The 21,447-nt window shown below is 59.6% G+C and carries 29 protein-coding genes and 1 tRNA gene; 29 read left to right on the top strand and 1 reads right to left on the bottom strand.

Annotated elements, in window-relative coordinates; all coding sequences use genetic code 11:
* Positions 1-162 precede the first annotated feature (162 nt).
* The 13 genes from NO887_RS09215 to NO887_RS09155 all read left to right on the top strand — a co-directional run bounded on the left by NO887_RS09215 (position 163) and on the right by NO887_RS09155 (position 9,593).
* Positions 163-1,047: a hypothetical protein gene (locus NO887_RS09215; protein ID WP_256418061.1), complete on the top strand. Its 885-nt coding sequence runs from the start codon at positions 163-165 to the stop codon at positions 1,045-1,047.
* A gap of 334 nt (positions 1,048-1,381) precedes the next feature.
* On the top strand, positions 1,382-1,543 hold the full coding sequence (locus tag NO887_RS09210) for a hypothetical protein (RefSeq protein ID WP_256396964.1): 162 nt from the start codon (positions 1,382-1,384) through the stop codon (positions 1,541-1,543).
* Positions 1,544-2,168: 625 nt separating this feature from the next.
* Positions 2,169-2,321, top strand: coding sequence for a hypothetical protein (locus NO887_RS09205; protein ID WP_256418060.1), 153 nt, complete (start codon positions 2,169-2,171; stop codon positions 2,319-2,321).
* Complete coding sequence (locus NO887_RS09200; protein WP_256418059.1) at positions 2,318-2,614, top strand: hypothetical protein; 297 nt, start codon at positions 2,318-2,320, stop codon at positions 2,612-2,614. Before NO887_RS09205 ends, NO887_RS09200 begins: the two co-directional genes overlap by 4 nt.
* 8 nt (positions 2,615-2,622) lie before the next feature.
* Positions 2,623-3,366, top strand: coding sequence for a hypothetical protein (locus NO887_RS09195; protein ID WP_256418058.1), 744 nt, complete (start codon positions 2,623-2,625; stop codon positions 3,364-3,366).
* Between the two features lie 78 nt (positions 3,367-3,444).
* Entirely contained in the window at positions 3,445-4,014 is a 570-nt protein-coding gene (locus NO887_RS09190) for a DUF7332 family protein (protein WP_256418057.1), read from the top strand.
* Positions 4,015-4,518: 504 nt separating this feature from the next.
* A complete protein-coding gene (locus NO887_RS09185) occupies positions 4,519-5,025 on the top strand; it encodes a hypothetical protein (RefSeq protein WP_256396969.1) in 507 nt (168 codons plus the stop codon).
* Positions 5,026-5,091: 66 nt separating this feature from the next.
* Entirely contained in the window at positions 5,092-5,412 is a 321-nt protein-coding gene (locus NO887_RS09180; RefSeq protein ID WP_256396970.1) for a nucleoside triphosphate pyrophosphohydrolase family protein, read from the top strand.
* Between the two features lies 1 nt (position 5,413).
* A complete protein-coding gene (locus NO887_RS09175; protein WP_256418056.1) occupies positions 5,414-5,824 on the top strand; it encodes a hypothetical protein in 411 nt (136 codons plus the stop codon).
* Positions 5,821-6,123 carry a hypothetical protein gene (locus NO887_RS09170; protein WP_256396972.1) on the top strand — a complete coding sequence of 101 codons (303 nt, stop codon included), beginning with the start codon at positions 5,821-5,823 and terminating at the stop codon, positions 6,121-6,123. Before NO887_RS09175 ends, NO887_RS09170 begins: the two co-directional genes overlap by 4 nt.
* A 174-nt stretch (positions 6,124-6,297) precedes the next feature.
* Positions 6,298-7,212, top strand: coding sequence for a hypothetical protein (locus NO887_RS09165; protein WP_256396973.1), 915 nt, complete (start codon positions 6,298-6,300; stop codon positions 7,210-7,212).
* A gap of 42 nt (positions 7,213-7,254) precedes the next feature.
* Positions 7,255-7,755: a hypothetical protein gene (locus NO887_RS09160; protein WP_256396974.1), complete on the top strand. Its 501-nt coding sequence runs from the start codon at positions 7,255-7,257 to the stop codon at positions 7,753-7,755.
* A gap of 62 nt (positions 7,756-7,817) precedes the next feature.
* A complete protein-coding gene (locus tag NO887_RS09155) occupies positions 7,818-9,593 on the top strand; it encodes a DEAD/DEAH box helicase (protein WP_256396975.1) in 1,776 nt (591 codons plus the stop codon).
* On the opposite strand, the gene NO887_RS09150 is transcribed toward NO887_RS09155, so the two are convergent.
* A complete protein-coding gene (locus NO887_RS09150; RefSeq protein ID WP_256396976.1) occupies positions 9,594-9,995 on the bottom strand; it encodes a hypothetical protein in 402 nt (133 codons plus the stop codon).
* Between the two features lie 200 nt (positions 9,996-10,195).
* Between NO887_RS09150 and NO887_RS09145 the strand changes: the two genes are divergently transcribed.
* From NO887_RS09145 to NO887_RS09070, 16 genes are all read left to right on the top strand, one after another.
* Positions 10,196-10,657, top strand: a complete 462-nt coding sequence (locus NO887_RS09145; RefSeq protein WP_256396977.1) for a hypothetical protein — start codon at positions 10,196-10,198, stop codon at positions 10,655-10,657.
* 84 nt (positions 10,658-10,741) lie between these two features.
* On the top strand, positions 10,742-11,056 hold the full coding sequence (locus NO887_RS09140) for a hypothetical protein (protein WP_256396978.1): 315 nt from the start codon (positions 10,742-10,744) through the stop codon (positions 11,054-11,056).
* 32 nt (positions 11,057-11,088) lie between these two features.
* Positions 11,089-11,448, top strand: a complete 360-nt coding sequence (locus NO887_RS09135; protein WP_256396979.1) for a hypothetical protein — start codon at positions 11,089-11,091, stop codon at positions 11,446-11,448.
* 111 nt (positions 11,449-11,559) lie between these two features.
* Positions 11,560-11,820, top strand: a complete 261-nt coding sequence (locus NO887_RS09130) for a hypothetical protein (RefSeq protein ID WP_256396980.1) — start codon at positions 11,560-11,562, stop codon at positions 11,818-11,820.
* A gap of 66 nt (positions 11,821-11,886) precedes the next feature.
* Complete coding sequence (locus NO887_RS09125; RefSeq protein ID WP_154017988.1) at positions 11,887-12,237, top strand: hypothetical protein; 351 nt, start codon at positions 11,887-11,889, stop codon at positions 12,235-12,237.
* A 61-nt stretch (positions 12,238-12,298) separates the two neighbouring features.
* Positions 12,299-12,805, top strand: a complete 507-nt coding sequence (locus NO887_RS09120; RefSeq protein WP_256396981.1) for a hypothetical protein — start codon at positions 12,299-12,301, stop codon at positions 12,803-12,805.
* Between the two features lie 119 nt (positions 12,806-12,924).
* Positions 12,925-13,045: transfer RNA gene (locus NO887_RS09115), tRNA-OTHER, on the top strand.
* 471 nt (positions 13,046-13,516) lie between these two features.
* Entirely contained in the window at positions 13,517-13,792 is a 276-nt protein-coding gene (locus NO887_RS09110; protein ID WP_256396982.1) for a PadR family transcriptional regulator, read from the top strand.
* Between the two features lie 55 nt (positions 13,793-13,847).
* Complete coding sequence (locus tag NO887_RS09105) at positions 13,848-14,639, top strand: LamG domain-containing protein (protein WP_256418055.1); 792 nt, start codon at positions 13,848-13,850, stop codon at positions 14,637-14,639.
* Positions 14,636-15,412 carry a LamG-like jellyroll fold domain-containing protein gene (locus NO887_RS09100; protein ID WP_256418054.1) on the top strand — a complete coding sequence of 259 codons (777 nt, stop codon included), beginning with the start codon at positions 14,636-14,638 and terminating at the stop codon, positions 15,410-15,412. The genes NO887_RS09105 and NO887_RS09100 overlap by 4 nt, the downstream gene beginning before the upstream one ends.
* A 198-nt stretch (positions 15,413-15,610) precedes the next feature.
* Positions 15,611-16,159, top strand: a complete 549-nt coding sequence (locus NO887_RS09095) for a hypothetical protein (protein ID WP_256396985.1) — start codon at positions 15,611-15,613, stop codon at positions 16,157-16,159.
* Between the two features lie 262 nt (positions 16,160-16,421).
* Complete coding sequence (locus NO887_RS09090) at positions 16,422-17,081, top strand: hypothetical protein (protein ID WP_256396986.1); 660 nt, start codon at positions 16,422-16,424, stop codon at positions 17,079-17,081.
* Between the two features lie 29 nt (positions 17,082-17,110).
* The gene (locus NO887_RS09085) at positions 17,111-18,139 is read left to right on the top strand and encodes a signal peptidase I (protein ID WP_256418053.1); all 1,029 of its coding nucleotides are present in this window, start codon (positions 17,111-17,113) and stop codon (positions 18,137-18,139) included.
* 66 nt (positions 18,140-18,205) lie between these two features.
* Positions 18,206-19,525 carry a DUF5305 family protein gene (locus NO887_RS09080; protein WP_154017986.1) on the top strand — a complete coding sequence of 440 codons (1,320 nt, stop codon included), beginning with the start codon at positions 18,206-18,208 and terminating at the stop codon, positions 19,523-19,525.
* Entirely contained in the window at positions 19,522-20,040 is a 519-nt protein-coding gene (locus NO887_RS09075; RefSeq protein ID WP_048076036.1) for a hypothetical protein, read from the top strand. Before NO887_RS09080 ends, NO887_RS09075 begins: the two co-directional genes overlap by 4 nt.
* Before the next feature lie 96 nt (positions 20,041-20,136).
* Positions 20,137-21,411 carry a hypothetical protein gene (locus NO887_RS09070; RefSeq protein ID WP_256396988.1) on the top strand — a complete coding sequence of 425 codons (1,275 nt, stop codon included), beginning with the start codon at positions 20,137-20,139 and terminating at the stop codon, positions 21,409-21,411.
* The last annotated feature ends 36 nt before the right edge of the window (positions 21,412-21,447 follow it).

Genomic DNA, 21,447 nt, shown 5'->3' with positions numbered 1-21,447 from the left:
GGGAATTTATATACCCAATTGGGGGTAGGGGGAGGAGAAATCGAGGCAGTCCAGACAGACTGTCTCGGTGCGAATCCCCAAACGGCAGATGCGGTTGCGGTTGCGGTCAATCAATCCAAGTGATACACAATGTCGACAGAAGCATCCCAGAACGGCGGTAGCATGGCCAGTACGAACACCAACGACGACCTCAATGTCTTCGTGGCGGCACTCGGGCTCACCGGCAACGATCGGTACATTCGCGACATGGAGGCGCTCGCGGACCGCGCTGAGGAAGGCATCAAGAAGATCGCGGCGATGGCCGACCAGCGTGTCGACAACGTCGTGGTTCGCGAGAATTACGCGCTCTCGCAGCTCCTCGAAGAGCGATTCGACGACGACGTCTTCCCCGATGTGGAGTATTACTCGATGGACTGGCGGATGTTCCTCGACGACCCTGCGGAGGACGGCGACAACTACTCGGTCGAGGGCGTGATGATGGACGATGATGTCCCGGTCGGCCAGCTGATGGCTGCGGAGCACGGCGTCGACGCGAGTGCGTTCGACCTGAGCGATCGCGATGATCGCAACGACATCGACTACAGGCTCCTCGAGCAGTCGCGGATCAACCGCGCGAAGGCCAAGGCCCGCGGAAAGACGGACGAGCGCGTCTACAACGACTACTTCGACACGGTCACGACGGCGACGCACGCCGTCTTCCTCCATGACGGCACCGACCGTGGCATGGAGGCGATCACGACGGCTCGCGGCACGAATCCGTGGGTCAAATTCGCAACGGAGCTCAGCGGCGACTACATCGACATCTCGGCCAACAAGGACGACGACCAGATCCTCGACTGGGCGCGCTACCTCGTCGAGTCCTCGCGCAGCGATGTCGAGGTCGAGGACCTGACGGACGGGCAGGTGGCGGACCTGCGTGCCCGGCTGTCGGCCGACGACCTGGAGTACCTCGGGCTGGACCCGCAGGCGGCCCCGGAGACGGAGCCGGAGCCGGACGCGGCTGTGGCGGCGGAGGCCAGCGAGGTCTCCCCAGCGCAGGCTGACTAAACGCTCCTCTCGGCGCTGTCTCTCCAACCCATCCCTGGAGGGGATCACCCCTCCGCTATTCATCGGGTCGATACGACCCACCAACGACACCCACCACACACCGTTTTTCCAGTGTTTTTCATGCTATCGCCCCACATGTTCTCCCACACCGTTTTTCCAGTGTTCTTCTCGGCGACGATCGCCCACCCGAACGGGCACTCTGTAGCGGACACAGCCCCGCTACCGGTACAGCCCAGCCCGACAGCCCCCCTCAGCGCGCCAAAGAGTTTGTACCCTCCGAGGGGCGGCGAGGAGGTCAGAATGAACATTCCACCACTCACGAGAGGAGCCTAGCATGGGAGAACAGCCACCAGTCATTGGGATCCACGATCCCGATCCGACGACAGAGCTCTGTACGACGGAGACGGATATCTTCGTCTGCTACGATCCGGAAGACCCGGACTCGACACTGCTCCAAGGCGGCGGCCTTCACGCACCGGGGCCGTCGATCGGGTAGTGCCAAGCCCAGCCCAACAGCGAGTCGCTGCTGCCACGACTGCGCGTTCGGGCCACACGGCCATACGGAGCCGCAGATCAACACCGACAGCGAGGGGCGCGATGCGACTGCCAGCTGGGGCTCGGGTGCCCGCAACAACCGGGTGCCCTCAACAACCAGTGTCGCTTGAGTTTTGGTGCCCGCAACAACCGAGATACGAGAGGCTCCGGTGCCCTCTCCTGCCCGGTGCCCTCAACAGCCCGTAGCCAGACAGACTCGCAGAGCGAGCCAGGAAGGCAGTGCGTAGTGTGGGCGATGCCGGTGCCCCTCGTTGCCCGGTGCCCCTCGTTGCCCGGTGCCCCTCGTTGCCCGGTGCCCCTCGTTGCCCGGTGCCCCTCGTTGCCCGGTGCCCCCTACTGCCCAAACGGTCCAAGCTCGGGTGCCCCCTACTGCCCGGTGCCCCTCGCTGCCCGGTGCCCCCTACTGCCCAAACGGTCCAAGCTCGGGTGCCCCCTACTGGCTACTTCTGGCCGCTATCGAAGAGCAGGCGGGTCTGATCGGACAGCAGCACCCCTCAGCCAGTGACATCCCAGTGAGCGTATCGTAGAGAGTTTCTAAACCCCGTTTGGGGTAGAGGAATTAGATAATGCCCATCACCCCACCAGATTTCCTGACAATCGTCGCGACGACAGCACCGCCCGCCATCGCCGCCGCCATCCTACTGACCATTCTGGGAGTTCTCGGGTGGCTCGAGGCCGACGCATCTCCTTCCACGCCGCACGTGAGGTCGTGGCGATGAGCACCCCGCCGAAGGCTGGCGACACCGACACTCTCCCACCGATGTCGACACAGAGTGCGTTCACCGACACCCAACTCCGACCCATCTGCCGGATCGCCGTTCGAGCAGCCGCCGACGCCGTCGTCTGGCTCGGGAAGGTGTTCCTGTTCTTCGCAACAGTGGCCTTCGTCAGCGTCGCCGTCGCGCTGCTCGCGACAACGGCGGTGGGCGGCGGAGCATTGATTATCTCCGCGATGTTCTACCTCAGGTACGTACCCATCCGCCCGACACCGATGCTGTCCCACCACCAGTGAACTCACCCATGGACGCTACCCACCGCGCCGACGCCGACGCACCCACCCCAGCAAATCGCACCCTCGAGATCGGGTGCCTCCCCGACGAGTTCGGCATCCTGTTACCCGACAGTTCCGGATTTTCCATCCGGAAGCAAGCCGGGATGAGCTGTCGGAAACTCCAACTCGACGGCCAGTTCCTCCCGCTCAAACGACCCCAGATCAACCGGGGCTTCCCCGACTGGTTCCCGCAGAACGACGACACCCTCCCACCGGGCGACTCCCACCCGGTGACCAAGTACGACCTCGAGACCATTCCCGAGCGGGATTACCACACTCTCCCCGACTGGGTGAAAGTACGCCCGCTCGTTGCGTTCCACAACTTCGAGGAGTTCTCCTACTGGCTGGACTCCGTGTGGTTCTACGGCCGCAACGACCTCATCGAGGAGGTCCGCAAGTGGAACTACGACCCGTCTGGCCATCTCCTCGACCGGACGATGACCGAGACGTGGGACAGCCTCGACGACATCTGGGCCGCCATCGAAGCGGAACTCGCCTTCACGTTCGACGAGTTCGACTACTTCGACCATGTCACCAGCTCGAAGAGCGACACCGACCTCCCGCTCGATCCCGACGTCCACCAGACCCCGTGTGAGGGAGTCAAATGGATCACTCTCACCGGAACCAAATACTACGACGGCAAGCCTCTCTGCCCATGGGCCGAGGAACTCAAAGGCGAGACGGTTATGCTGCTCTACCCCAACTGCGAATAACCGTCTTAGCGTCGCACACCTCTGTTTAGGGGTGGCCGGGAGGTATTTATGTACCTCGTTGGAGGTAGAAGGTGAACCATGATCCAGAGCAAGATAAGCCTCGTCCGTGTGAGTCGCTACGTTCCAATCATAGTCACAATCGCGCTGCTCGCGACGATCGGCCTCGCGATGACCGCCGCCCCTGCGTCCGCCGCCAACTACAGTGACGAACTCAACGACACCGAAGAAGAGATGCTCGCGACCACCAACGACACTCTCGACAACCACTCCGAACTGTCCGCTGAAGCGACTACCGAGCCCCTGACGGGCTGTTTCGCCGGTAGCGGTCACGCTCTCGATATCGGAAACGGATCGGCGACGATCGACGGCCTCGTTCATGCCTCCATCCTCACCGACCCGACCAACGGCAACGAGTTCGGCGTTGAACTCGCCGGCCAGATCAACGATGACGAAATCATCTCTCTCGCGGCTGGCGTCCGTCTGAGCCGCAGCGGCCTTCTCGAAGACGGGGTCAACCCGTTTGCCGCGTTCGACCTTTTGTACAACTACAATTTCCAGCTCCCGATGTTCTCCGGCATGATCGACCAGTCGACCTACACCGAGACCACGCCCCCGCTCACCTCCGCCGCTGGTGAGGTCGAGTGTTAGATGCGCTCAAGACCAACCCAGATCAGTAATACAGAACACGAGAACGAGAATCCAGAAGCTCGACGTCGACACCGAAACCAGCGCGAACTCCCTGCTGTCGGAATCGTGATGGCGTGGCTCTCGCTGGGCTTCACCAGCGTAGCGTATGGCGTCATCACCAATCCCAGCACCCCTTCGATCGGCAGTATCGGTATGCTCGGCGTGATTCTCTTTGGGCTCGCCACCGGACTCTGCTTGACGCTCGCCGTCGTTAGGCTGTTGCGAAGGGCTTGACTCACCCTCAACACGAACGACCGTCCGAAGCGAGATACCGCAGTAGAGCCCGAGAGTTTGTACATCCCGACTGAAATGGAGGAGAGAGATGACCACTCACCCACCCCCGACGACAAGAACATTTATCTTGTCTGTTAGTGACTCGCATAGTATGCCCATCAACCGACGGTATCGACGATCCTAATCCACACTCAATGAATCAACGGACACACCAACACACCACCCACACCCATGAGCATCACGACGAATCCAGAAAACGGAAGTACAGCGCCCCTGGGGCCGGCTGACCCCCTTGAGCAATACGACTTCACGACGGTCCTCACCGTCACCGGACAGGACAGTCCCGAACCAGCAACCTACGAACTCCACGCAACGAGGACGTACCGCACCATCCAAGACGTCACCGCCGTTTGGCCCGGCTGTTCCGACCTCGCGAACATCATCCGGCATTTCATCCACCGCCCGATCACCATCGAAGGCGACACCACGGAACCGACCCCTCGGCACGGTGTCGACATCTCGATCGTCTTCAAGGCCGGTACAGCAGGGCGGTTCCACCCGGTCGACATCCGTCTCGCCAACGTGAGCGTTGACCGCTTCGATATCGACCCCGGCTTCTGGCAGATCAACGATCGCCTGGAGCAAATCCTCACTGAGCAGACCGCCGGACTCGTCGCCACCCAGATCCCGTACCGTGGCCGCAAGTACGAGACCGAAACGCCGTTCGCTACGGAATAGGCCCCCAGTAGCGTTATATCGGCGCGCTCCGACTGCTACGATAATGACGGTGAGTAGCTAGCCCGTATGACAGAAGCACTAGAAGACGAACCTGAACCTGAACGGTGGGATGCCGCGCTTTCCGAGTCTGATCTGCGGAAGCGAGCCGACCTCGCTTGGAGCAGAGATTCGCAACTTAACAAGGCCGCCGAAGAGTTCTCGGAACTCTCAGCAGCGATCAACCGAAGCCTGAACGGACAACAGGAACGGGAAAGCCTTCTCCAAGAGCTCGTCGACGCGCGGGTGATGCTTTGGCAGTTGGAGTTGCTGTTCACCGACGAAGAGCTCACCGAGGAATTGGAAACCGTCCTCGACGACTTGGACCACCGACTGGAGCTGTTCGGGTAACATGTCTGACCGAGATACCGACCGCGACAGCCCGCCTGAGATGCCAGATCCACCCGACCATCCCGAGTGGAACGGTGTTGAAACGTGGTCGAGAGCCAACCTCCGGTACCCAGTCCCCGGCGGCTGGGATATCGACGATCATGGTCCGTTCCACACCACGTGGGTTCACCAAGACGGGGCCAAACTGACCCGCTCCTCGAAGCGGACCCCCGGCCCGAAGGACACCTTCGCGTTCAAACTTGACGGGACAGATGTCCACCGCGTCGACACCGGCCCCAAGCGAACCGAGCTACGAGAACAGACCGTCTGGCTGTTAACCTTCTACGACGAGGACGAAGACATCGACACGCCGGAAGCGTTCGAGCACCGAGTCCGCGAGAAGCAGAACCGGTCGCTAGGTGACTTCGCATGAGCAACGACCCCGACGAGGCTAACGGCGTCACCATTCACACGACCAGCGGCGAAACACTCGACGTCCAACACGTGGTCCGGCACTTCGAGAAAGACTGGGCGTACGCGAGTCGGATCACCGACAGCGACACGGTCGAGACCAACCGTCTCGTCATCCAGACCGAGAACATCGTCGCGATCGACGCCAAGTACATCAAGCGGACAACAGTCCCCAAGATCCGCATCCACCACTCAGGCAACGGCGCGGATTTCGACCATATGGACGGCGACCTCGCGTTCGAACTCGATCCAGACGAGTAACGCCCACGAGGCTACGCCGGCACACCCACACCACTCCCGCGTGAAGCTCCAGAGGGGGTTTTTAACCCCCGTTTGGAGCGAGGGATATTCTCAAAGATGTATCCGAAACCCACCCAGTCCACCGGCCGAGCCGCCCCAGCCAGCCTTGAACCCCAGTTCACACTTCGAAACTGAATGGCCGAGCCAGCCCGACGAGTCACCTCCCTCGTGGACCCGATGTTCACGCTCGCGGTCATCCCCACCGGCATCCTCGCGAACCCCCGCTGTATCTCCGACCCTGAACAGCTCGCAAAGCACATCTGTACCGCGGCTGCGCCGGTTGACCGACGGCTCCGCATCGCTGGCGAGAAGATCAAGCATGTGGTCGTCGCCGGCCCCGCCTGTATCGCGACCGCCATCGACGAGATCACTCCAGCCTACGTTGAGGTGAGTTACAACCACGTTTCCTTCCGCCGCCACCTCGACGACGCTGGGGAGTCTGGAGACGGATTTCACATTCCATCCGTTGTCCGCGACGACCCGGTGGTCGGCGAGTACCTCGCCGGTCTCAACAAGCTCTCACGCGACTCCGTCGACGACCTCGACCTGAGCGACTACGAGGACCGAGCCCGCATTACCTCCGATGTTGTCCGCCATCTTGAGGCCGACCGCTTCTGTCGAGCCAACCAGAAAGCCGAGAGCAAGCGGTTCGAACAGATCACCAACGACTGGTTCGATATCCCGACCGCGAAGCACGCGCTCATCCTCGGCGACGGCGTGAACCCCCACGAACATATCGTTGACCACGCCAACGGCTCGAACGACTGGATCAAGTACCCGACCGGCTGTGACGGGATGGTCATCGACGAGACCATCGACGGATCTGGCAACGACGGACTCAGCTGGGTCCAGGCGGCCGTGTTCGACCCACGATTCCAGAAGCAGGTCGTCTACTCCCGCCTCTCCGACACGCAGAAACGCGAGATCCACCAGTGGCTGACCGAGACTGGCCGCCAGCACCTCTCGTTCCCGCAGTCCACCTCGACACCCACACACGCGAGCGCCACCGACGGGACCGCGTCTCCGACCGCCGAGACGGCCTCCCCGTGAGGAGAGTTTGTACGCCCCGACTGAAGTAGAGGGAGATATCTAATGAGAAGTCCACACGGAGACGGCCTCAGTCCCGGCGATATCGGTGATCCGGTCGCAGATGCGATCCGGAACGAACAGGCACACGCCGCGATGCCGAGCGCAGTCGAGCGGCATCGAACGCCCGAGTGCGACAACTGCGACGCCCAGAACGAGACCGTTGCGCGACGAAGCCTGATCGCCCCTGATTGTCTCGCGCTCCAGCAGCCGGATGTCCCGTACCGACTCCTCTGTGAGGACTGTGACGACGAGCGACCGTCCCTGCGCGAGAAACACCGGCAGCAGGCCCAGAAGCGAGTCGAGGCCGACTACCACGACGACCCCGTCGCGATCGCGGTGTACGAGTGCGGTCGGGCGACCTTCGTCACCGAGGAGCCAGCCGACGACGGCCACCCCCCACACATGCGAGCGCCCCCGGAAGCGCCGGTCCAGTGTGCCTGTGGCGAGCCGCTGGCCACTGTCGAGCTCGCCGACGAGGACGGGCAGTTCGCCGACGACGCTTAGACCCCCGAGAGCGCCCAGCGGGAGTATTTATACCCCCCGAGGGGGGTAGAGGGTGAAATAATATGAGTACACAAGACCCAACCGCAACAACCGCAGAGCCGACCGCAGACGCCAGCCACATCGACATCGTCGTCCCCGAGGGGTATACGTGGTTCTTCGTCCAACACGCTAGTACGGTCGTCGACAAGCTACTCGCAGACGAACTCGCGTGGCGCGATCCGAACGCGCAATACACTGACCGCTACAAGAACGGATCGTGGGACGGCTTTCACCGGATCTACAACAGTGAGCACAGCGGCGCTCCAATCGGGCTGCTCGGTCGGGCCGTTCAACTCCTAGAAGCGGAAGGCTACACCGTTGAGACGACCATCGAGGGCGACCGCTCGGGGGCGTCGATCGCGACCGAGTGGAACTTCCCGCACTCGCTCCGTGCGTACCAGCAGGAGGCCGTCGAAGCGAGTCTCGACAAACAGATGGGCGTCATCTCCATCCCGACGGGCGGCGGCAAGACCGTCGTCGCGCTCAACCTCATCCACACCGTCGAGCAGCAGGCGATCGTCCTCGTTCACACCAAGAACCTCCTGTACCAGTGGGCAGATCAGATCGAATCCGTCCTCGGCGTCGAGCCGGGGATCATCGGCGACGGCGAGTGGTCGGAAGGCCCGGTTACCGTCGCGACGATTCAGAGCCTCCTGTCGAACGACATCGGCGACCTCGACGGCCGCTACGGCGTCGCCATCTTCGACGAGTGTCATACGACCTCCGGAGCGAAGAAGATGCAACAAATCGGCCTCGAGTTCGACACCGAGTACCGGATTGGGCTGTCGGCCACCCCGTGGCGTGCGACGCCCGGTGAAGAACTCGAAATCGAAGCCGCGGTCGGTGAGTGTATCAGCGTCATCGACGCCGAGCAGCTCATCGACGAAGGGCATCTCGCGAAACCGGAGTTCCGGTTCGTCGACGCTGAGGGCCAGCGGACGGCGAAACCGGGAGAAGACTACCACGATGTCGTCCGTCACTGCCGTGAGCTCGCTCCCGTCCGAAACAGCACGGTCGCGGCGACTGCCGCCGACCTCGTCGACGAGGGCTACACCGTCCACGTCAGCGTCGACCGGATCAACCAGGGGAAACTGCTCGAGTACGCTCTCGATGCGTCGACGACGGCGGCTGACGTTCGCGAGGACATCATCGGCGACGGCGACGACACCCAGGCCCGTGCCGAGAAGGACGCCGCGATCGACACCCTCGACGCTATCAGCGAGTACAATGCCGTGTTCCTCCACGGCAGCGACATCAACGACGTCCGCCAGGAGGCGTTCGACCAGTTCCAAGCCGGCGAAATCGACATCCTGATCAGCACCCTGCTGAAGGAGGGCGTCGACATACCGGAAATCAGCGCAATCGTCCACGCAGAGGGTGGGAAATCCGAAATCGAGCGCATCCAGCGTGCCGGCCGTGCGCTTCGCCCGAGCAACGGTGACCACGCCGTCATCGCCGACGTTCGCGACCAGGGCAAGTACCTCTCAGACCACTTCGAGGAGCGCGTCGATATCCTCGACCAATACTACGGGGCCTACGGGCCGACTGGCGGGATCGATGAACGGATCGAGACGGTGGAAGCGTATCTCGAGGACAAAGGCGTCTTCACCGACCCGTGTTCGTTCGCCGTCCGTGAGGATGGGGCCGTCGAGATCGAACTAGACGGCTATATGCCGGGCAACGAGTTCAACACGTTCCGGAACGCCGTCCAGAACGCTTCCGGCATCCGCTATAACGGCGACGCGAATGTCGCCGCCCCGGACTGGGTAGAGCAGCTACCGACGCCGAACATGGCCTGACTACCAAGTCCCGACCTTGAACGTCCAGCGGAGCAGCCCGAACAGGATATCGTAGCCGTAGTACAACAGCAACAAGAACCCGCCGCCGGTCCCAATCGCATAGCCCAGAAGCGAACGGTCGCCCCGGCGCGAGCCAAGAAAGCTGAGCACCACTCCGATCATTAGGGCGCTCAGTCCAACGTAGAACACCGTCACATGGACGATTTCGAAGAGGTTGCCCATCAGATCATCGAGGACTGTCCCGTACGAATCCACCCGAGCGGCAAACGCCAAGTCGGCACCTGAGAGGACAACGGCCGAGGTAGCTGCTGCGCCCCCAGCGAACGCCCCAACGCCGACACAGGCCATCCCCACGAAAAGCAGCAGACGAACCGCCAGCGTACGCTTTTCGCGGGGTCGCATACCTGTACTCACTCGGATCTGGCTCTTGGCTCTTTCGGTCAATTCTAATGTCCAATCTCAACAACTTTCCAATCAGAACATCTATTCGAATCTTGAAAACCGCTTATATCCCCTTCGTCCGACGCTCTATTCAGTGATGAACCACCACACGTCGCAGGAGAATTTGTATTCTCCGTTTGAAATGAGAGGTAAAGATACTAATGTTCGAAATCGCACTAGCAGCTGCCAGCACCGTCGTAAAACCCATCTGTAGCCTTGGAGACTCGTCCGAATCGCTCGACGGTGTCGAAGAGCGAACCACGCTCCGTGACGTGATCACTCCGAGCGAGATCGCCCACCAGTTCGAAGGTGGCTGGGATGTCCAGTTCGAGATCACGCAGGGGCGTTCGGGCAGTCTCAACCAGGTCGCGACGATCACCCACAATCAACTCCCGACCGAGTACCGGCTCGAACCGACCGACACGTTCGACCCGAACGGAGAAGTGGCGGTCACCCGCCGTCAGTCTCCGTCCAGCGGTCGCGACGTTCTCAACACGGCCGAGACCCTCGGCGATGCGATCACGCTCCTCAGCCAGCGCCTCCGGGCCACGACGGTCCCGTCGCCGGTCGAGCAGCCCCAGACGGCCGAGCCCGCCACGCCGACCACCGCACCGAGCATCTAACCAGCGAGGAGGGGTCACCCCACCTCGTTCGATTGCTGCGAGCCGATACAGAACCCACAGAGCCGCGCGCATACCTACCCAGACATGAGCCAATACCCACTCAGCAAAACCGACGCTCGCGCTGTCAGAAGCGTCTCCCTGACCGAATCACACCACGGGCGACGACCCGCCCGCGAAGCACCGCTGGCCGCCGCTCACACCGACAACGGTACCTTGGCGCTCCACGTTGGAGCCGCCCCCGGCGAGACGCCGCCACTCGCCGACGTCGACCTGGAGACCGTATTCAACATCCAACTGGTCGACACCGACGGTGAGCCACTGACGAACCCGGAGTACCTCCTCGGCGTCGATCCCGTCTCTGAGGGGCACCTCCACCTCTTCACTGATAGCACGCTGTAACCACTACGCCATCTACACAATTCTCTCCTCTTATGGACGTACCTCACGCACCTCAGGCATCGAACCATGTTCAGCTCCAGTGGTGGAGCCGGAACCCGAACCGAGATATCGATATCCAAACTGCATGGCGACTCAGCGTCCCGATCGGCGCACCCGACTACCACTACGATAACGCCCGGCTCCACGAGCCCAGCGGGATCATCATCCTCTCGCGAAACGACCGACTCGTCACCGTCATCTACGCCGAGAACATTCGCGTTCGCGATAGCCACCTCGAATCCTGTTCCGATTGTGGTCACCGGTACGACCCAGAGCGCGACGACGGCGACTGCCACTGGTGTTCTGGTCCAGATCAGGCAATCATGTCCGCCGCGCAACCCGCAATGGCCTGACGGCCGGCGTCGACCAACAACATCTGGAGTCGCTCCTCCGAAAATCAACCGTCTACCACCAGCGAGCTGGTGGTTTTCTATCTCCCGAGTGAGATAGAGGAATTCAGAAAAATGCCATCATCCATCACCGTCGGCTGTGCGTCTTGTGGAACCGACATCGAGACCGAAATCGACGAAGACGGCACCGTCGACGCCTGCTTCGGAAACACGATCGTCGCTGACGAAGAGCTCGTCCTCGACGATGCCGAGGGCGTCGGCGAACACCTCGACCGGTCCATCCCAGAGGGTCATATCGCGATCGTCTACGCAGAATGTCCCGACTGCTGCCCGAACTGTGGTAGTAGCACCTCGAAGACAGCGACTCCGGCCTGACCCGTACACTCAAATACCATGTCCGCGAACACCGAATCTACAGCCCGGTCCAGCAGCCACACCACCATGGGAACATCAAACCGATCGCGCCCAGCATCTGGGACAGCCGACGCACAGCCTGAGGTACCTCTCCGGCTGGATACCTTCCGAACCCAAGACATCGATCTCACACCCCAGCAGGGAGAGGAAATCCTGCTTGAGATCTGGCGGATGACTCGAAACACTCGACTCATCGAAATCGAGTACGCCCACCGCGGCGGCGTCCAAGCGGATCTTCAGTTGTCGACTCACGCTTCGGAGGCGAACCAGAAGCGGCTGAAGCCGGCGACGGCCGCGGCCAAGTCGTTCATCAAGACCGTCCGGAAAGACCACCCGCTCAAACTCGCCTGCGGTCCCTGCGGTGAAGACCGGAAATAGCGCCACCCGCGACGTCGAGCGAACCGCCCCTGAATTCTACACCCAATCCGGGTGACAAAGCATGACAACCACTGATAGCGGCGAGATCATCGACACCAACGACACGGATCGGCGTCGGGCCGACTTACCGACTCCAGAAGTTCTGGAGACGCAATCACAACAATACCCAGAAGGCGCGATCGACGCAGTGCTGTACTGTCTCGGCTTTCAGGTATGGACCGAGCCAACCTCTCCAACTGAACAGGCCGAACAGGCTACGAAAGTGACCACGGGCATCTACGCAATAGTCTGTCTCACGAACGCACAGTTCGAAGAGCGACATCCGCTTAGTCCATCTCCGAATTGGGCACAGATCCGAAGTCACCGCGAACTCATCTTCGCTACCTGCTTCAATTGTCCCGAACTCTTCGAGACTCTGGAGTACGACACCCCAGACGACATGTTCGATGCTGTCGAAATCGGTCTCGAAGCGACTGGTTACCTGGATGCGGAATCTCCCCCGCGAGAGGCCCAGTTCGTCACCGAACTAGCGTTCCATCAGGACATTTCACAGCATAACCTCGAGTAGCTCCGTTCGCCGATGGGGACGAGAAAGCGTCTAAGCCCCATCAAGATATCTGAATAACAGAAGCGGAAACTCTTTTCATAGATGGCAGAGAAGATGTGCCTGTAAGCAAGCCACGCCGCGGGGTCGTAGCTCAAACGGCAGAGCACTCGGGGGGCAGTACGGCTCGTGCTCCACTTGGCTCGTGCGTACGGACGTGCGCCGCGCCCCGAGCGGTTCTGGGTTCAAGTCCCAGCGACCCTGTAACCGGTCTTCGCTCAGGCCACACGACCAAGCGGCGGGGAATACCAACCAAGAGAGCGCAGTGCGACCGGGTTTGGATTTTTAGACCATCTCTGTTTAGGTGCCCTCAACTGCCCGGTGCCCCCTACTGCCCGGACGGTCCAAGCTCGGGTGCCCCCAACAGCCGGTACTATCAGAATTCTGGTGCCCCTCGTTGCCCGGTGCCCCTCGTTGCCCGGTGCCCCTCGTTGCCCGGTGCCCCTCGTTGCCCGGTGCCCCTCGTTGCCCGGTGCCCCTCGTTGCCCGGTGCCCCTCGTTGCCCGGTGCCCCCCGTTGCCCGGTGCCCTCAACTGCCCGGTGCCCTCAACTACCCGGTGCCCTCAACTACCCGACAACAGCCCCACTACCCTCGGATTGCCTCAGGGATTGAATATCGCCCTTACTGTTTCCAAAATTTTATCAGCTATCCGACTAAGTTTGGAATCGTACACTATGTATGACCTTACTGGCTTTCAACGTGACCTGTTGTACGTGACTGCTGGCCTCGAGGAACCGCATGGCCTCGCCCTCAAGGAAGAACTCGAAGACTACTACGAAAAGGAGATCCACCACGGCCGACTGTACCCCAATTTGGACACACTCGTCGAGAAAGGGCTTGTCGAAAAATCTGAGAAGGACAGACGGACCAACATGTATTCGCTCACCCGGAGAGGCCAGCGAGAAATTGAGGCCCGCCAGAAATGGGTCGATCAATACGTCGATCAGTAGCCGCGTTACCTACACGACCGACCGTTTTATCTATCCGACTTGGGTATCTTTTCACATGTCGGAAGACCGCCCATCAATCACCACTATACGGAAAGGATGCGATCGCCAGCCGGTAGCGTGGGGGGCGGACAACTGGAAAACAGACATCTCCGAGCAGTCAGCAACCTACGTTGAAAGCACAGCCGTTCACGGTCACCGCATTGCCGAAGGGCCTACTAACGGCCTCCAATCATGGTGGAAGCTCACCGAGAGCAACTCCCCATCTACGCTCACCGACTCGGTTGGCGGCCACCACGCCACACTCCACGGAGGCAACTTCGTGAATACCAGCCGGGGGACAGCAGTCTACTTTGACGGGAACGACCACGCCAGTGTCGAACTTCCTTTCACTCAGAGCTTCACGACATCCATCTGGGCTAAGTCCGGACCATCCAGTGGGTGGTCTGGATCTGGAGTGCTGCTTTCCGCTCGAGACGCGAACGGGTTCATCATCCATCCGCGAGATGGAAGCCGCGAATGGGGTGGGTACGTTCTAGACACAACCGACAACTCGCACCACCAGATTGCTGATGACCACCCCATCTCGAACATTGATGTGTGGCACCAGTACGCGATTACATATGACCACGAGTCCGGGGTCGCAATATCATATTTTGATGGCGCGAAACAGGGAGCCACAACACTCCAGATTCCGCGAGAGGAAGCCACGATCACGACGTACTTCGGCCGCGACACAGGGGGCCACCAGGACCGCTACTACGTGGGCTACCTCAGTGAAGTTCGGTACTATTCGCGGGCGCTTTCGAGTACCGAAATAGAGTCACTCTACACAGCAACCAACAAATGAGCAACCAAGGGAAATTCACCACCAACCGGAAGACACCTGCTGAGGTAGTCGCATGGGGAAGTGCAGGTTGGGAAGACGATCTCGACGACCATTCAAATATCACCATCTCCCAGGGCCGGATCAAGCCCCAAGTACACACCCGCCCCCCGAGCGGGATCACCCACTGGACATTCAACGATTCAGAAATCCAGGACACCACTATATCCGATGTCTGGGGCGACCACAACGGCACATTACACTCAGTTACAACCAGCGTCGAGGGGCGGTCCTCTGACGCATATTCGTTCGATGGCTCAGGATTCATAGAGTTCGATCGCGATATCCTCTCCGAATTATCTCAAACCAGTTTCTCAATTGCCATCCGTGTCTACCGTACAGGGCCTGGGGCAATAATCGGGTTCATCTCCGACAACCACGACGACTACATCCTCCTCAGACAGAGATCTGACTATCCAAACTTCCGGCTCAGCAACCAATTAGAATTGGACACCCCTTGGGCTACATACACGGATCGGTGGGTCGACATTATCCTCGTGTTTAGCATCGAAACTGACTCTCTAACGCTCTACATCGAAAACGAACAAGTCGATGAAACCACGATTACAAACGCTCTCCCCCTCGATTTAACGAACGAGAGAGCAAGCATTGGTCGAGATCCCCGGTCCTATGACCGAGGCTTTCACGGCCGCATTTCGGACCTACGCTTCTACAATAAGGCAATCACCCAAGACGAAGTAGACCGCCTATACCACACCGGATCGATAATCCCCTAACCCCCGAGACGAAACGCGGTTACCTTGTTTCACCGGTACTGTCCCTTTTGAACAATTATGTACAACCGTCTGATTATACGCCATTCTTTCGTACAATCATTTGACATGGGTGGAAAAATCCCAGTAACCGAGGAAAATGCTTATATCCCCTGTCTGTGGAGGTGGTAGTACGTGGTCTAGAACCACGAGAAACCAACTATGAACCGACGCAACTTCGTTATCGGTGCTGGCGGCGCTATCACCGCGGGAACAGTCGGCTCGCTTGCGTTCACGCAGGCGACCGTCGAGCGCAATCTGGATGTTCAGGTTGTCACGGACGACTCGGCCGACGCGGCCCTGCGGTTCCAGTCCAACGACGGTACGACGATCACGGACGACGGACAGATCGCAATCAACGGAATCTCGGAGCACAACGGCGGCGGCGACGCCTACCTCACCCCGAACGGTGAGTTCACCTTCGGCGACGTCGCGAGCCCCTCGACGAACAACGCCTTCACGATGACCAACCAGCTCACCTCCGAGCGCACCTTCGACATCTCGATCGCGAACCTCGCGACGACCGACGTCGACTTCGTCATCAAGCTGTTCGACGACACGGGAGCGGAACTCGGTCAGGTCAACGGCGAGACCGACCTCACGGGCATGGCCCTTACCTCAGGCCAGACTGTCTACGGTGTCATCGAGATCCACACCGGACCCGACGACTCCAACGTCACTGGCGACGTGACGATCTCGGCCTCCGCGTAATCCAACTCGAAACTGGTCTAGAGTCACTACTAATCACCCGCCACACCCTCACAAAATATAGGATGAAATGAACCGACGAAACTTCTTACTCGGCTCAGCAGGCGCTCTCGGAACCGTTACCGTCGGGTCCGTCGCGTATACGTCTGCAACGGCGGCGCGCACTGTCGATGTTCGTGTCGAAGCGGACGACAGCGCAAGCGCAGCCCTGCGACTTGAGCCGGGTCCAGCAGGAGGCACCGACATTCGCGGGTCGCAATTAGTTGTGACCGGTGAAGCAGACGATAAGTACACAACACCGGACGGATCGTTCGTCTTCGGTGATGGGACCGACCCAACTAACGTGTACGCATTCCGGATGACGAACAACCTCACAGAACAGCGTGAGTACGCCCTCACGTCCTACGTCGAGCCCGAGACCGCCGGAGTAGGCGTGAGCCTCTTCGACATCAACGGGAACGAACTCGGGTCTTCTGCTGGAGCGATCACCGCAGTCAGCTCGGACCTGATCGTCATGGAGACCACGGCGTCCCTTCCGGGGAATACCGGAATCGACATCACCGTCTATGAAGATACCGACCCAAACGATGACGCCGCCCCGGTCAACGAAGAACTTGTTGCGCTTGATGACGGTACCAACACCTACGAGCTCCAAAACATCGACTTCGACGACGGAAACGAACTCTGGTTCGAAGCAGAGTTCACAACCGACGACACCATCGAAGAAGACCCCTCCCTCAGCGAAGTAACCCTTCGCAACGACGGAGGCGATGAAATCCAGTCTGTCGACAACACTGGTGAGGTCGTTGTTCTTGACCCCGGCCAGGTCGCATACGCGATCCTAGCCATCGAGACGTCAACCGATGATACGGATATCTCCGGCATCGTCGAGATCTCGTCATCGGCGAACGAAGACTTCAGCTAGACGGTCTTACAATGGGACGTGTAGAATCGGTGCTGACCGGTTTCGCGCTCCTATTCCTACTCATAACCACACTTAGCCTCGTAGCCCCAGCTGGGACCATGCCCGTCGTCTTCACGTCGCCCATCAGCGACAGCATGACCCCGACAATCACCCAAGACGACTTCCTCGTTGTGACTGCCGGGGATGTCGAAGTCGGTGATGCGATCCTGTTCGAAACGTCACAGCATAACCGCAACGTCCTCCACCGGATCGTCGACACTACCGAGGACGGTCAGTACATCACCCAAGGCGACGCTAACGATCTCACGGATCAGCAAGATGGGTTCGAACCGGTTAGTGACGACGACATCTACGGTTCGGTCATGACGCTTGGAGGGTCAACAACTGTATCAGTACCAATCATCGGTGCGATCCTCTCGAACCCCACCACGGTCATCTCGATGTGGGTTGTAATTTCGCTCATCGGCTTCGCGCCCACCATCTTCGGAGATAACCAACGGACTTCCCTATCTGTCCCCGTTGAACGGGGCTCATCAGACCGGAAGATCGTCATCGGCGTCGCCATCTGTACGATGCTTCTACTCCCGGTCGCAATACTGGGGACTCCCGTTACCGAGGGTGCAACCATCATCTCATCCGAATCGGTCAACCCAGAAGACGATACTCAACGAACAGCTGCTATCGGCCACTCAACGACCCAGGAGGTGATTCTCACCAGCGACTCCCTCGTCGGGATGACCCAATCTGCTCACTTAGAAGGCGATCTCCGTCTAGAGGAAGTCCAAAGCTCACCAATACGACCGGAGACAACAGTCTTCGTCAGCAACCCACCCCGGAAAAGCCCAACAGCGGACATCGCTCAGATCACCCTCTATGCGTACCCGAGCACACTCCCACAATCGACCTTACAGACGCTCGCGAACACCCACCCAGTTCTCGCAGCGTTAGCAAGCAGCGGCGTGATTGCTTTCATCCTCTCAGCGTCCGCCTTCATATTCATCAATCCACACCGGATCACCCGGCAGAAGAAGGCCACTATCTATGAAAACAGACGCTGACACTACAGAACTGACAAGCAGGTTTATGACCCGCTCCTGTGACCACTTTGATAGTCGACTAGAGACATGAGCGAGCATCCATATCACCTCAAATGTAAATGGGCGATCGCAGCCCACGCACGAGCCATCATCGCAGTGAGCATCCTTATCTGCGTCCTCACAAGTCTCATCGTCCTCACCGGCTTTGTGACCCCGGCCAGTGCATACAGCCCAGCAACACTCCTTGCTGAAGAAGAACCAGAGCCCCCGGAAATCGACCACTTGGTCGATCAAACTCAGGAGGTTTCGACGACGGTCGACACGTCCACCTCCGCATACACCGAGGGAGAACGACTCACCAATACGAACACGTATCCGATAGACGCAGCCGGAGACATACGGTTTACAGCGTCCGCTGTTGGGACCGAAACGACCCTCACCAAACACCGGGTGCTACTCCAATACGAAGCCACGGTCAACGGCGAAGAAGCCGCCTTCTGGACCGAGACCTCGACTCTTGAAGAGACCACCATCGATGACTACGAAGAAGGCGAGACCGCCTCCATTCGCTCGCTGATCGATATCGATGATGTCCACGAACAGATCCAGGAGTACGACAACGAACTCGGGCAGGATGCGTCCCTGAGTGTCTACACTATCATCGAAACGGACTACTCCTACGAGAGCTCAGAGTCCCGGATCAGCGACGACGAGCCCGTCATCGCCACCGCCACCGCGAAACACAAACAGGAGATCGTATTCGGAAATACCGTCTTCACGATCCCGACCTCCACAGACACTACCTCAACCACTACCGGCGGGCTCTCCCAGTCAACAGACTCTGAGGGCGGTCTCACGAACATCACATCGGCCTTCCTCTTTCTCATCAGCGGAGCGAGTGCCGGCTACTGCTACCGTCACAGAGACGATTACGACGCCGAGATACTCGAAATGAGACTCGAGGAAGTCCAAAACCAAAACTGGATCACGGTCGTCGACAAGTTCGACAGTTCGGACGCCAGATCGACATCCGCGGTCGGGTCTCTCAAAGACATCATCAACCTCGCGATCGACAAGGGAGACCGTGCCGTGTACTGCTACGATCAGCAACTGTTCGTCTTCGTCGACGGAGACACTGAGTATATCTACAGCCCCCCCGAACCACCTCTCGTCGCAGAGAACATCGATATCACCGAACTAGAATCTACCACGTCCCGAAGCCAAGCTCACAACGGGGAGGAAGACGGGGTGTTCATTTGGGAGGACAGCAGCACCGACACAGCCGAGGTGCCTCAAGAGGAAGCAGTCCCGCCCACAAACGGCCATGATGACCCGTCAGTCATCCCAGCGGGAAAGTCCAAGAACCCCACAGCGGACGCCATCGACGAGATCTGGATTAAGAAATGAACCGGAGACAGGCCGACTCGAAGACTAGCCCACACATCTACATCAGCGTATTCGCACTCCTGACCGGCGCTCTCCTCTTTGGGCTCATCGGGGCTGAAGCGATGACAACGTCTGATATCACTCGCCAGTCGGAGGTAAACCTAGTCCAAACTGACAGCCAAGACGCCATCATCGGCATCTCTCCACAGACTTCGATCCAGGAGAACACGACCAACCAAGAGTTCGCCACGATCTCGAATCACCAATCCACGGCCGGTGACTACACCATTACCCTCGACCCAGCTGTGGCTGAGAGCGTCTCATTCCGCTCTACGCTCGCGACCAGCGTTTCACCCGATGGATCCACAGCCACAACCACCCTCAGCAGCGGCGAAGCGGTGACTCTCTACGTCGACGTAGAACCAACCGCGTCTCAGGACATCGCCACCGCGAGCTTCACAGTAGACGGTGTCGGTGACGGGAAGAATCTCAAGCTCTCAGTCACCAACGACGGCCCAACCGTCACCACCGCGTGACCTCCCACGCGATATCACCTGCCCCACCTCTGTCAAATTCAGTACACACCACACCCGAGAGAAACGGCTTTAACAGAGTGTTGAGTCGGAATTCGTATGGCGGAAGATCTACCGTGGATGAGGAGCAACCCGAAGGCCGTAACCGGCGACGAAGAGGTGCTCTTCCGAGAAGAACAGGAAGAATGGGACGCCTCTATCGAGGAATCGAGATCCCTCTTCTTCTTCGACCAAATCGCAACGACGATCGGCCCTCCTGTCAAGACGAAGACCGAGACTCTCGACGTCGTCGGTCAACAGGAAGGCGGCCCGATAATTCTCATGGGGCTCGACTCAGAGCAGGAACCAAACAACAGCAACCACGGCCCACCGGAGGAACACGCTTCGATGGTCGCGTCGATGCTTGAAAACGTCACCAACGGCAACGACGGGATCATCGTTCTCGGAGCTGCTGACAACGGCGACGACGTCGTCAAATACTGGCGCGGCGACGTGGGCAATGACCCACAGGTCGACGAAGAGGTCACCTTCATCTCTGGGGCCGACAACATCCGAAATGTCGACTTCACCGACTACGCGATGATCGGTATCCCGAGCAGCAATAACCAAATCAATGGAGGTACCGCCCTAACGAGTTCAGAGAACCGCGCACTCATCGATCGCCAATTCGACATCGCCATGTTCGTGAACGAAGGCGGCGCACTCCTGGGCAAGACTCAGCACGGCTTCTCTGACAGTGAATCGTGGGAGTACATCAGCCCGCTCGCAAACATCAGCGCCAGTCAGGACAGTTTCGACAGTATCACTGTCACGGACGCAGGCAAGCATCTCGGTCTCACCCAAAACGGCATGGACGGCTGGTGCTGTTACCATGAGCGTCTCCATGAGGACAGCGTCCCAGACTTCCTCGACGTTCTCATCCGCAAGGGCGGATCATCTGGCCCACCGGCAGCAATCGGCGGCCACGACGTCATCATCGAGCCCGCAGTCCGCGTCGAGAGTACCGGCCCAACCACTGTCGAGGCAGAGACTGTAGTCCAATACAAGATCACGCTCGATAACGCGCTAAACAACCACGAGCGGAACGTCGACCTCCTCTTCCGCGTCACCCGAGACGGGGGCATCCAAGAGGGCGACATCACTCTCACGGATGGAACCGCAACCGCCGACGGCTCGGCGCTCACCAGTGTGATCACTGATGAACCGATCGCCCTCTCGAGCGGCGTCAGCGAAGAATTCACCACGACGCTCTCGTTCAACACCCACGACACCTACCATGTCGAGATCGACGCTCTCGACGCCGACACAGGTGAAGTCCCAGCTCGGCTCCCGTTCGATGTCACGTCCATCGACCGACGCCACATCGAGAAGTAGTCTCCCCTGCTGGTTCTTTTGGAACAGCCTAATGCC

The sequence above is a fragment of the Halorubrum laminariae genome (assembly GCF_024494655.1).
Taxonomy (GTDB): domain Archaea; phylum Halobacteriota; class Halobacteria; order Halobacteriales; family Haloferacaceae; genus Halorubrum; species Halorubrum laminariae.
The sequence above is the reverse complement of the archived record's forward strand: the minus strand, read 5'-3'. Positions and strand labels throughout refer to the sequence as shown.

What these genes read in the sequence shown, in the direction of transcription:
- NO887_RS09215 (WP_256418061.1), top strand. Translation starts at nt 163, where the DNA reads ATGGCCAGTACGAACACCAACGACGACCTCAATGTCTTCGTGGCGGCA.
- NO887_RS09210 (WP_256396964.1), top strand. Translation starts at nt 1,382, where the DNA reads ATGGGAGAACAGCCACCAGTCATTGGGATCCACGATCCCGATCCGACG.
- NO887_RS09205 (WP_256418060.1), top strand. Translation starts at nt 2,169, where the DNA reads ATGCCCATCACCCCACCAGATTTCCTGACAATCGTCGCGACGACAGCA.
- NO887_RS09200 (WP_256418059.1), top strand. Translation starts at nt 2,318, where the DNA reads ATGAGCACCCCGCCGAAGGCTGGCGACACCGACACTCTCCCACCGATG.
- NO887_RS09195 (WP_256418058.1), top strand. Translation starts at nt 2,623, where the DNA reads ATGGACGCTACCCACCGCGCCGACGCCGACGCACCCACCCCAGCAAAT.
- NO887_RS09190 (WP_256418057.1), top strand. Translation starts at nt 3,445, where the DNA reads ATGATCCAGAGCAAGATAAGCCTCGTCCGTGTGAGTCGCTACGTTCCA.
- NO887_RS09185 (WP_256396969.1), top strand. Translation starts at nt 4,519, where the DNA reads ATGAGCATCACGACGAATCCAGAAAACGGAAGTACAGCGCCCCTGGGG.
- NO887_RS09180 (WP_256396970.1), top strand. Translation starts at nt 5,092, where the DNA reads ATGACAGAAGCACTAGAAGACGAACCTGAACCTGAACGGTGGGATGCC.
- NO887_RS09175 (WP_256418056.1), top strand. Translation starts at nt 5,414, where the DNA reads ATGTCTGACCGAGATACCGACCGCGACAGCCCGCCTGAGATGCCAGAT.
- NO887_RS09170 (WP_256396972.1), top strand. Translation starts at nt 5,821, where the DNA reads ATGAGCAACGACCCCGACGAGGCTAACGGCGTCACCATTCACACGACC.
- NO887_RS09165 (WP_256396973.1), top strand. Translation starts at nt 6,298, where the DNA reads ATGGCCGAGCCAGCCCGACGAGTCACCTCCCTCGTGGACCCGATGTTC.
- NO887_RS09160 (WP_256396974.1), top strand. Translation starts at nt 7,255, where the DNA reads ATGAGAAGTCCACACGGAGACGGCCTCAGTCCCGGCGATATCGGTGAT.
- NO887_RS09155 (WP_256396975.1), top strand. Translation starts at nt 7,818, where the DNA reads ATGAGTACACAAGACCCAACCGCAACAACCGCAGAGCCGACCGCAGAC.
- NO887_RS09150 (WP_256396976.1), bottom strand. Translation starts at nt 9,995, where the DNA reads ATGCGACCCCGCGAAAAGCGTACGCTGGCGGTTCGTCTGCTGCTTTTC.
- NO887_RS09145 (WP_256396977.1), top strand. Translation starts at nt 10,196, where the DNA reads ATGTTCGAAATCGCACTAGCAGCTGCCAGCACCGTCGTAAAACCCATC.
- NO887_RS09140 (WP_256396978.1), top strand. Translation starts at nt 10,742, where the DNA reads ATGAGCCAATACCCACTCAGCAAAACCGACGCTCGCGCTGTCAGAAGC.
- NO887_RS09135 (WP_256396979.1), top strand. Translation starts at nt 11,089, where the DNA reads ATGGACGTACCTCACGCACCTCAGGCATCGAACCATGTTCAGCTCCAG.
- NO887_RS09130 (WP_256396980.1), top strand. Translation starts at nt 11,560, where the DNA reads ATGCCATCATCCATCACCGTCGGCTGTGCGTCTTGTGGAACCGACATC.
- NO887_RS09125 (WP_154017988.1), top strand. Translation starts at nt 11,887, where the DNA reads ATGGGAACATCAAACCGATCGCGCCCAGCATCTGGGACAGCCGACGCA.
- NO887_RS09120 (WP_256396981.1), top strand. Translation starts at nt 12,299, where the DNA reads ATGACAACCACTGATAGCGGCGAGATCATCGACACCAACGACACGGAT.
- NO887_RS09110 (WP_256396982.1), top strand. Translation starts at nt 13,517, where the DNA reads ATGTATGACCTTACTGGCTTTCAACGTGACCTGTTGTACGTGACTGCT.
- NO887_RS09105 (WP_256418055.1), top strand. Translation starts at nt 13,848, where the DNA reads ATGTCGGAAGACCGCCCATCAATCACCACTATACGGAAAGGATGCGAT.
- NO887_RS09100 (WP_256418054.1), top strand. Translation starts at nt 14,636, where the DNA reads ATGAGCAACCAAGGGAAATTCACCACCAACCGGAAGACACCTGCTGAG.
- NO887_RS09095 (WP_256396985.1), top strand. Translation starts at nt 15,611, where the DNA reads ATGAACCGACGCAACTTCGTTATCGGTGCTGGCGGCGCTATCACCGCG.
- NO887_RS09080 (WP_154017986.1), top strand. Translation starts at nt 18,206, where the DNA reads ATGAGCGAGCATCCATATCACCTCAAATGTAAATGGGCGATCGCAGCC.
- NO887_RS09075 (WP_048076036.1), top strand. Translation starts at nt 19,522, where the DNA reads ATGAACCGGAGACAGGCCGACTCGAAGACTAGCCCACACATCTACATC.
- NO887_RS09070 (WP_256396988.1), top strand. Translation starts at nt 20,137, where the DNA reads ATGGCGGAAGATCTACCGTGGATGAGGAGCAACCCGAAGGCCGTAACC.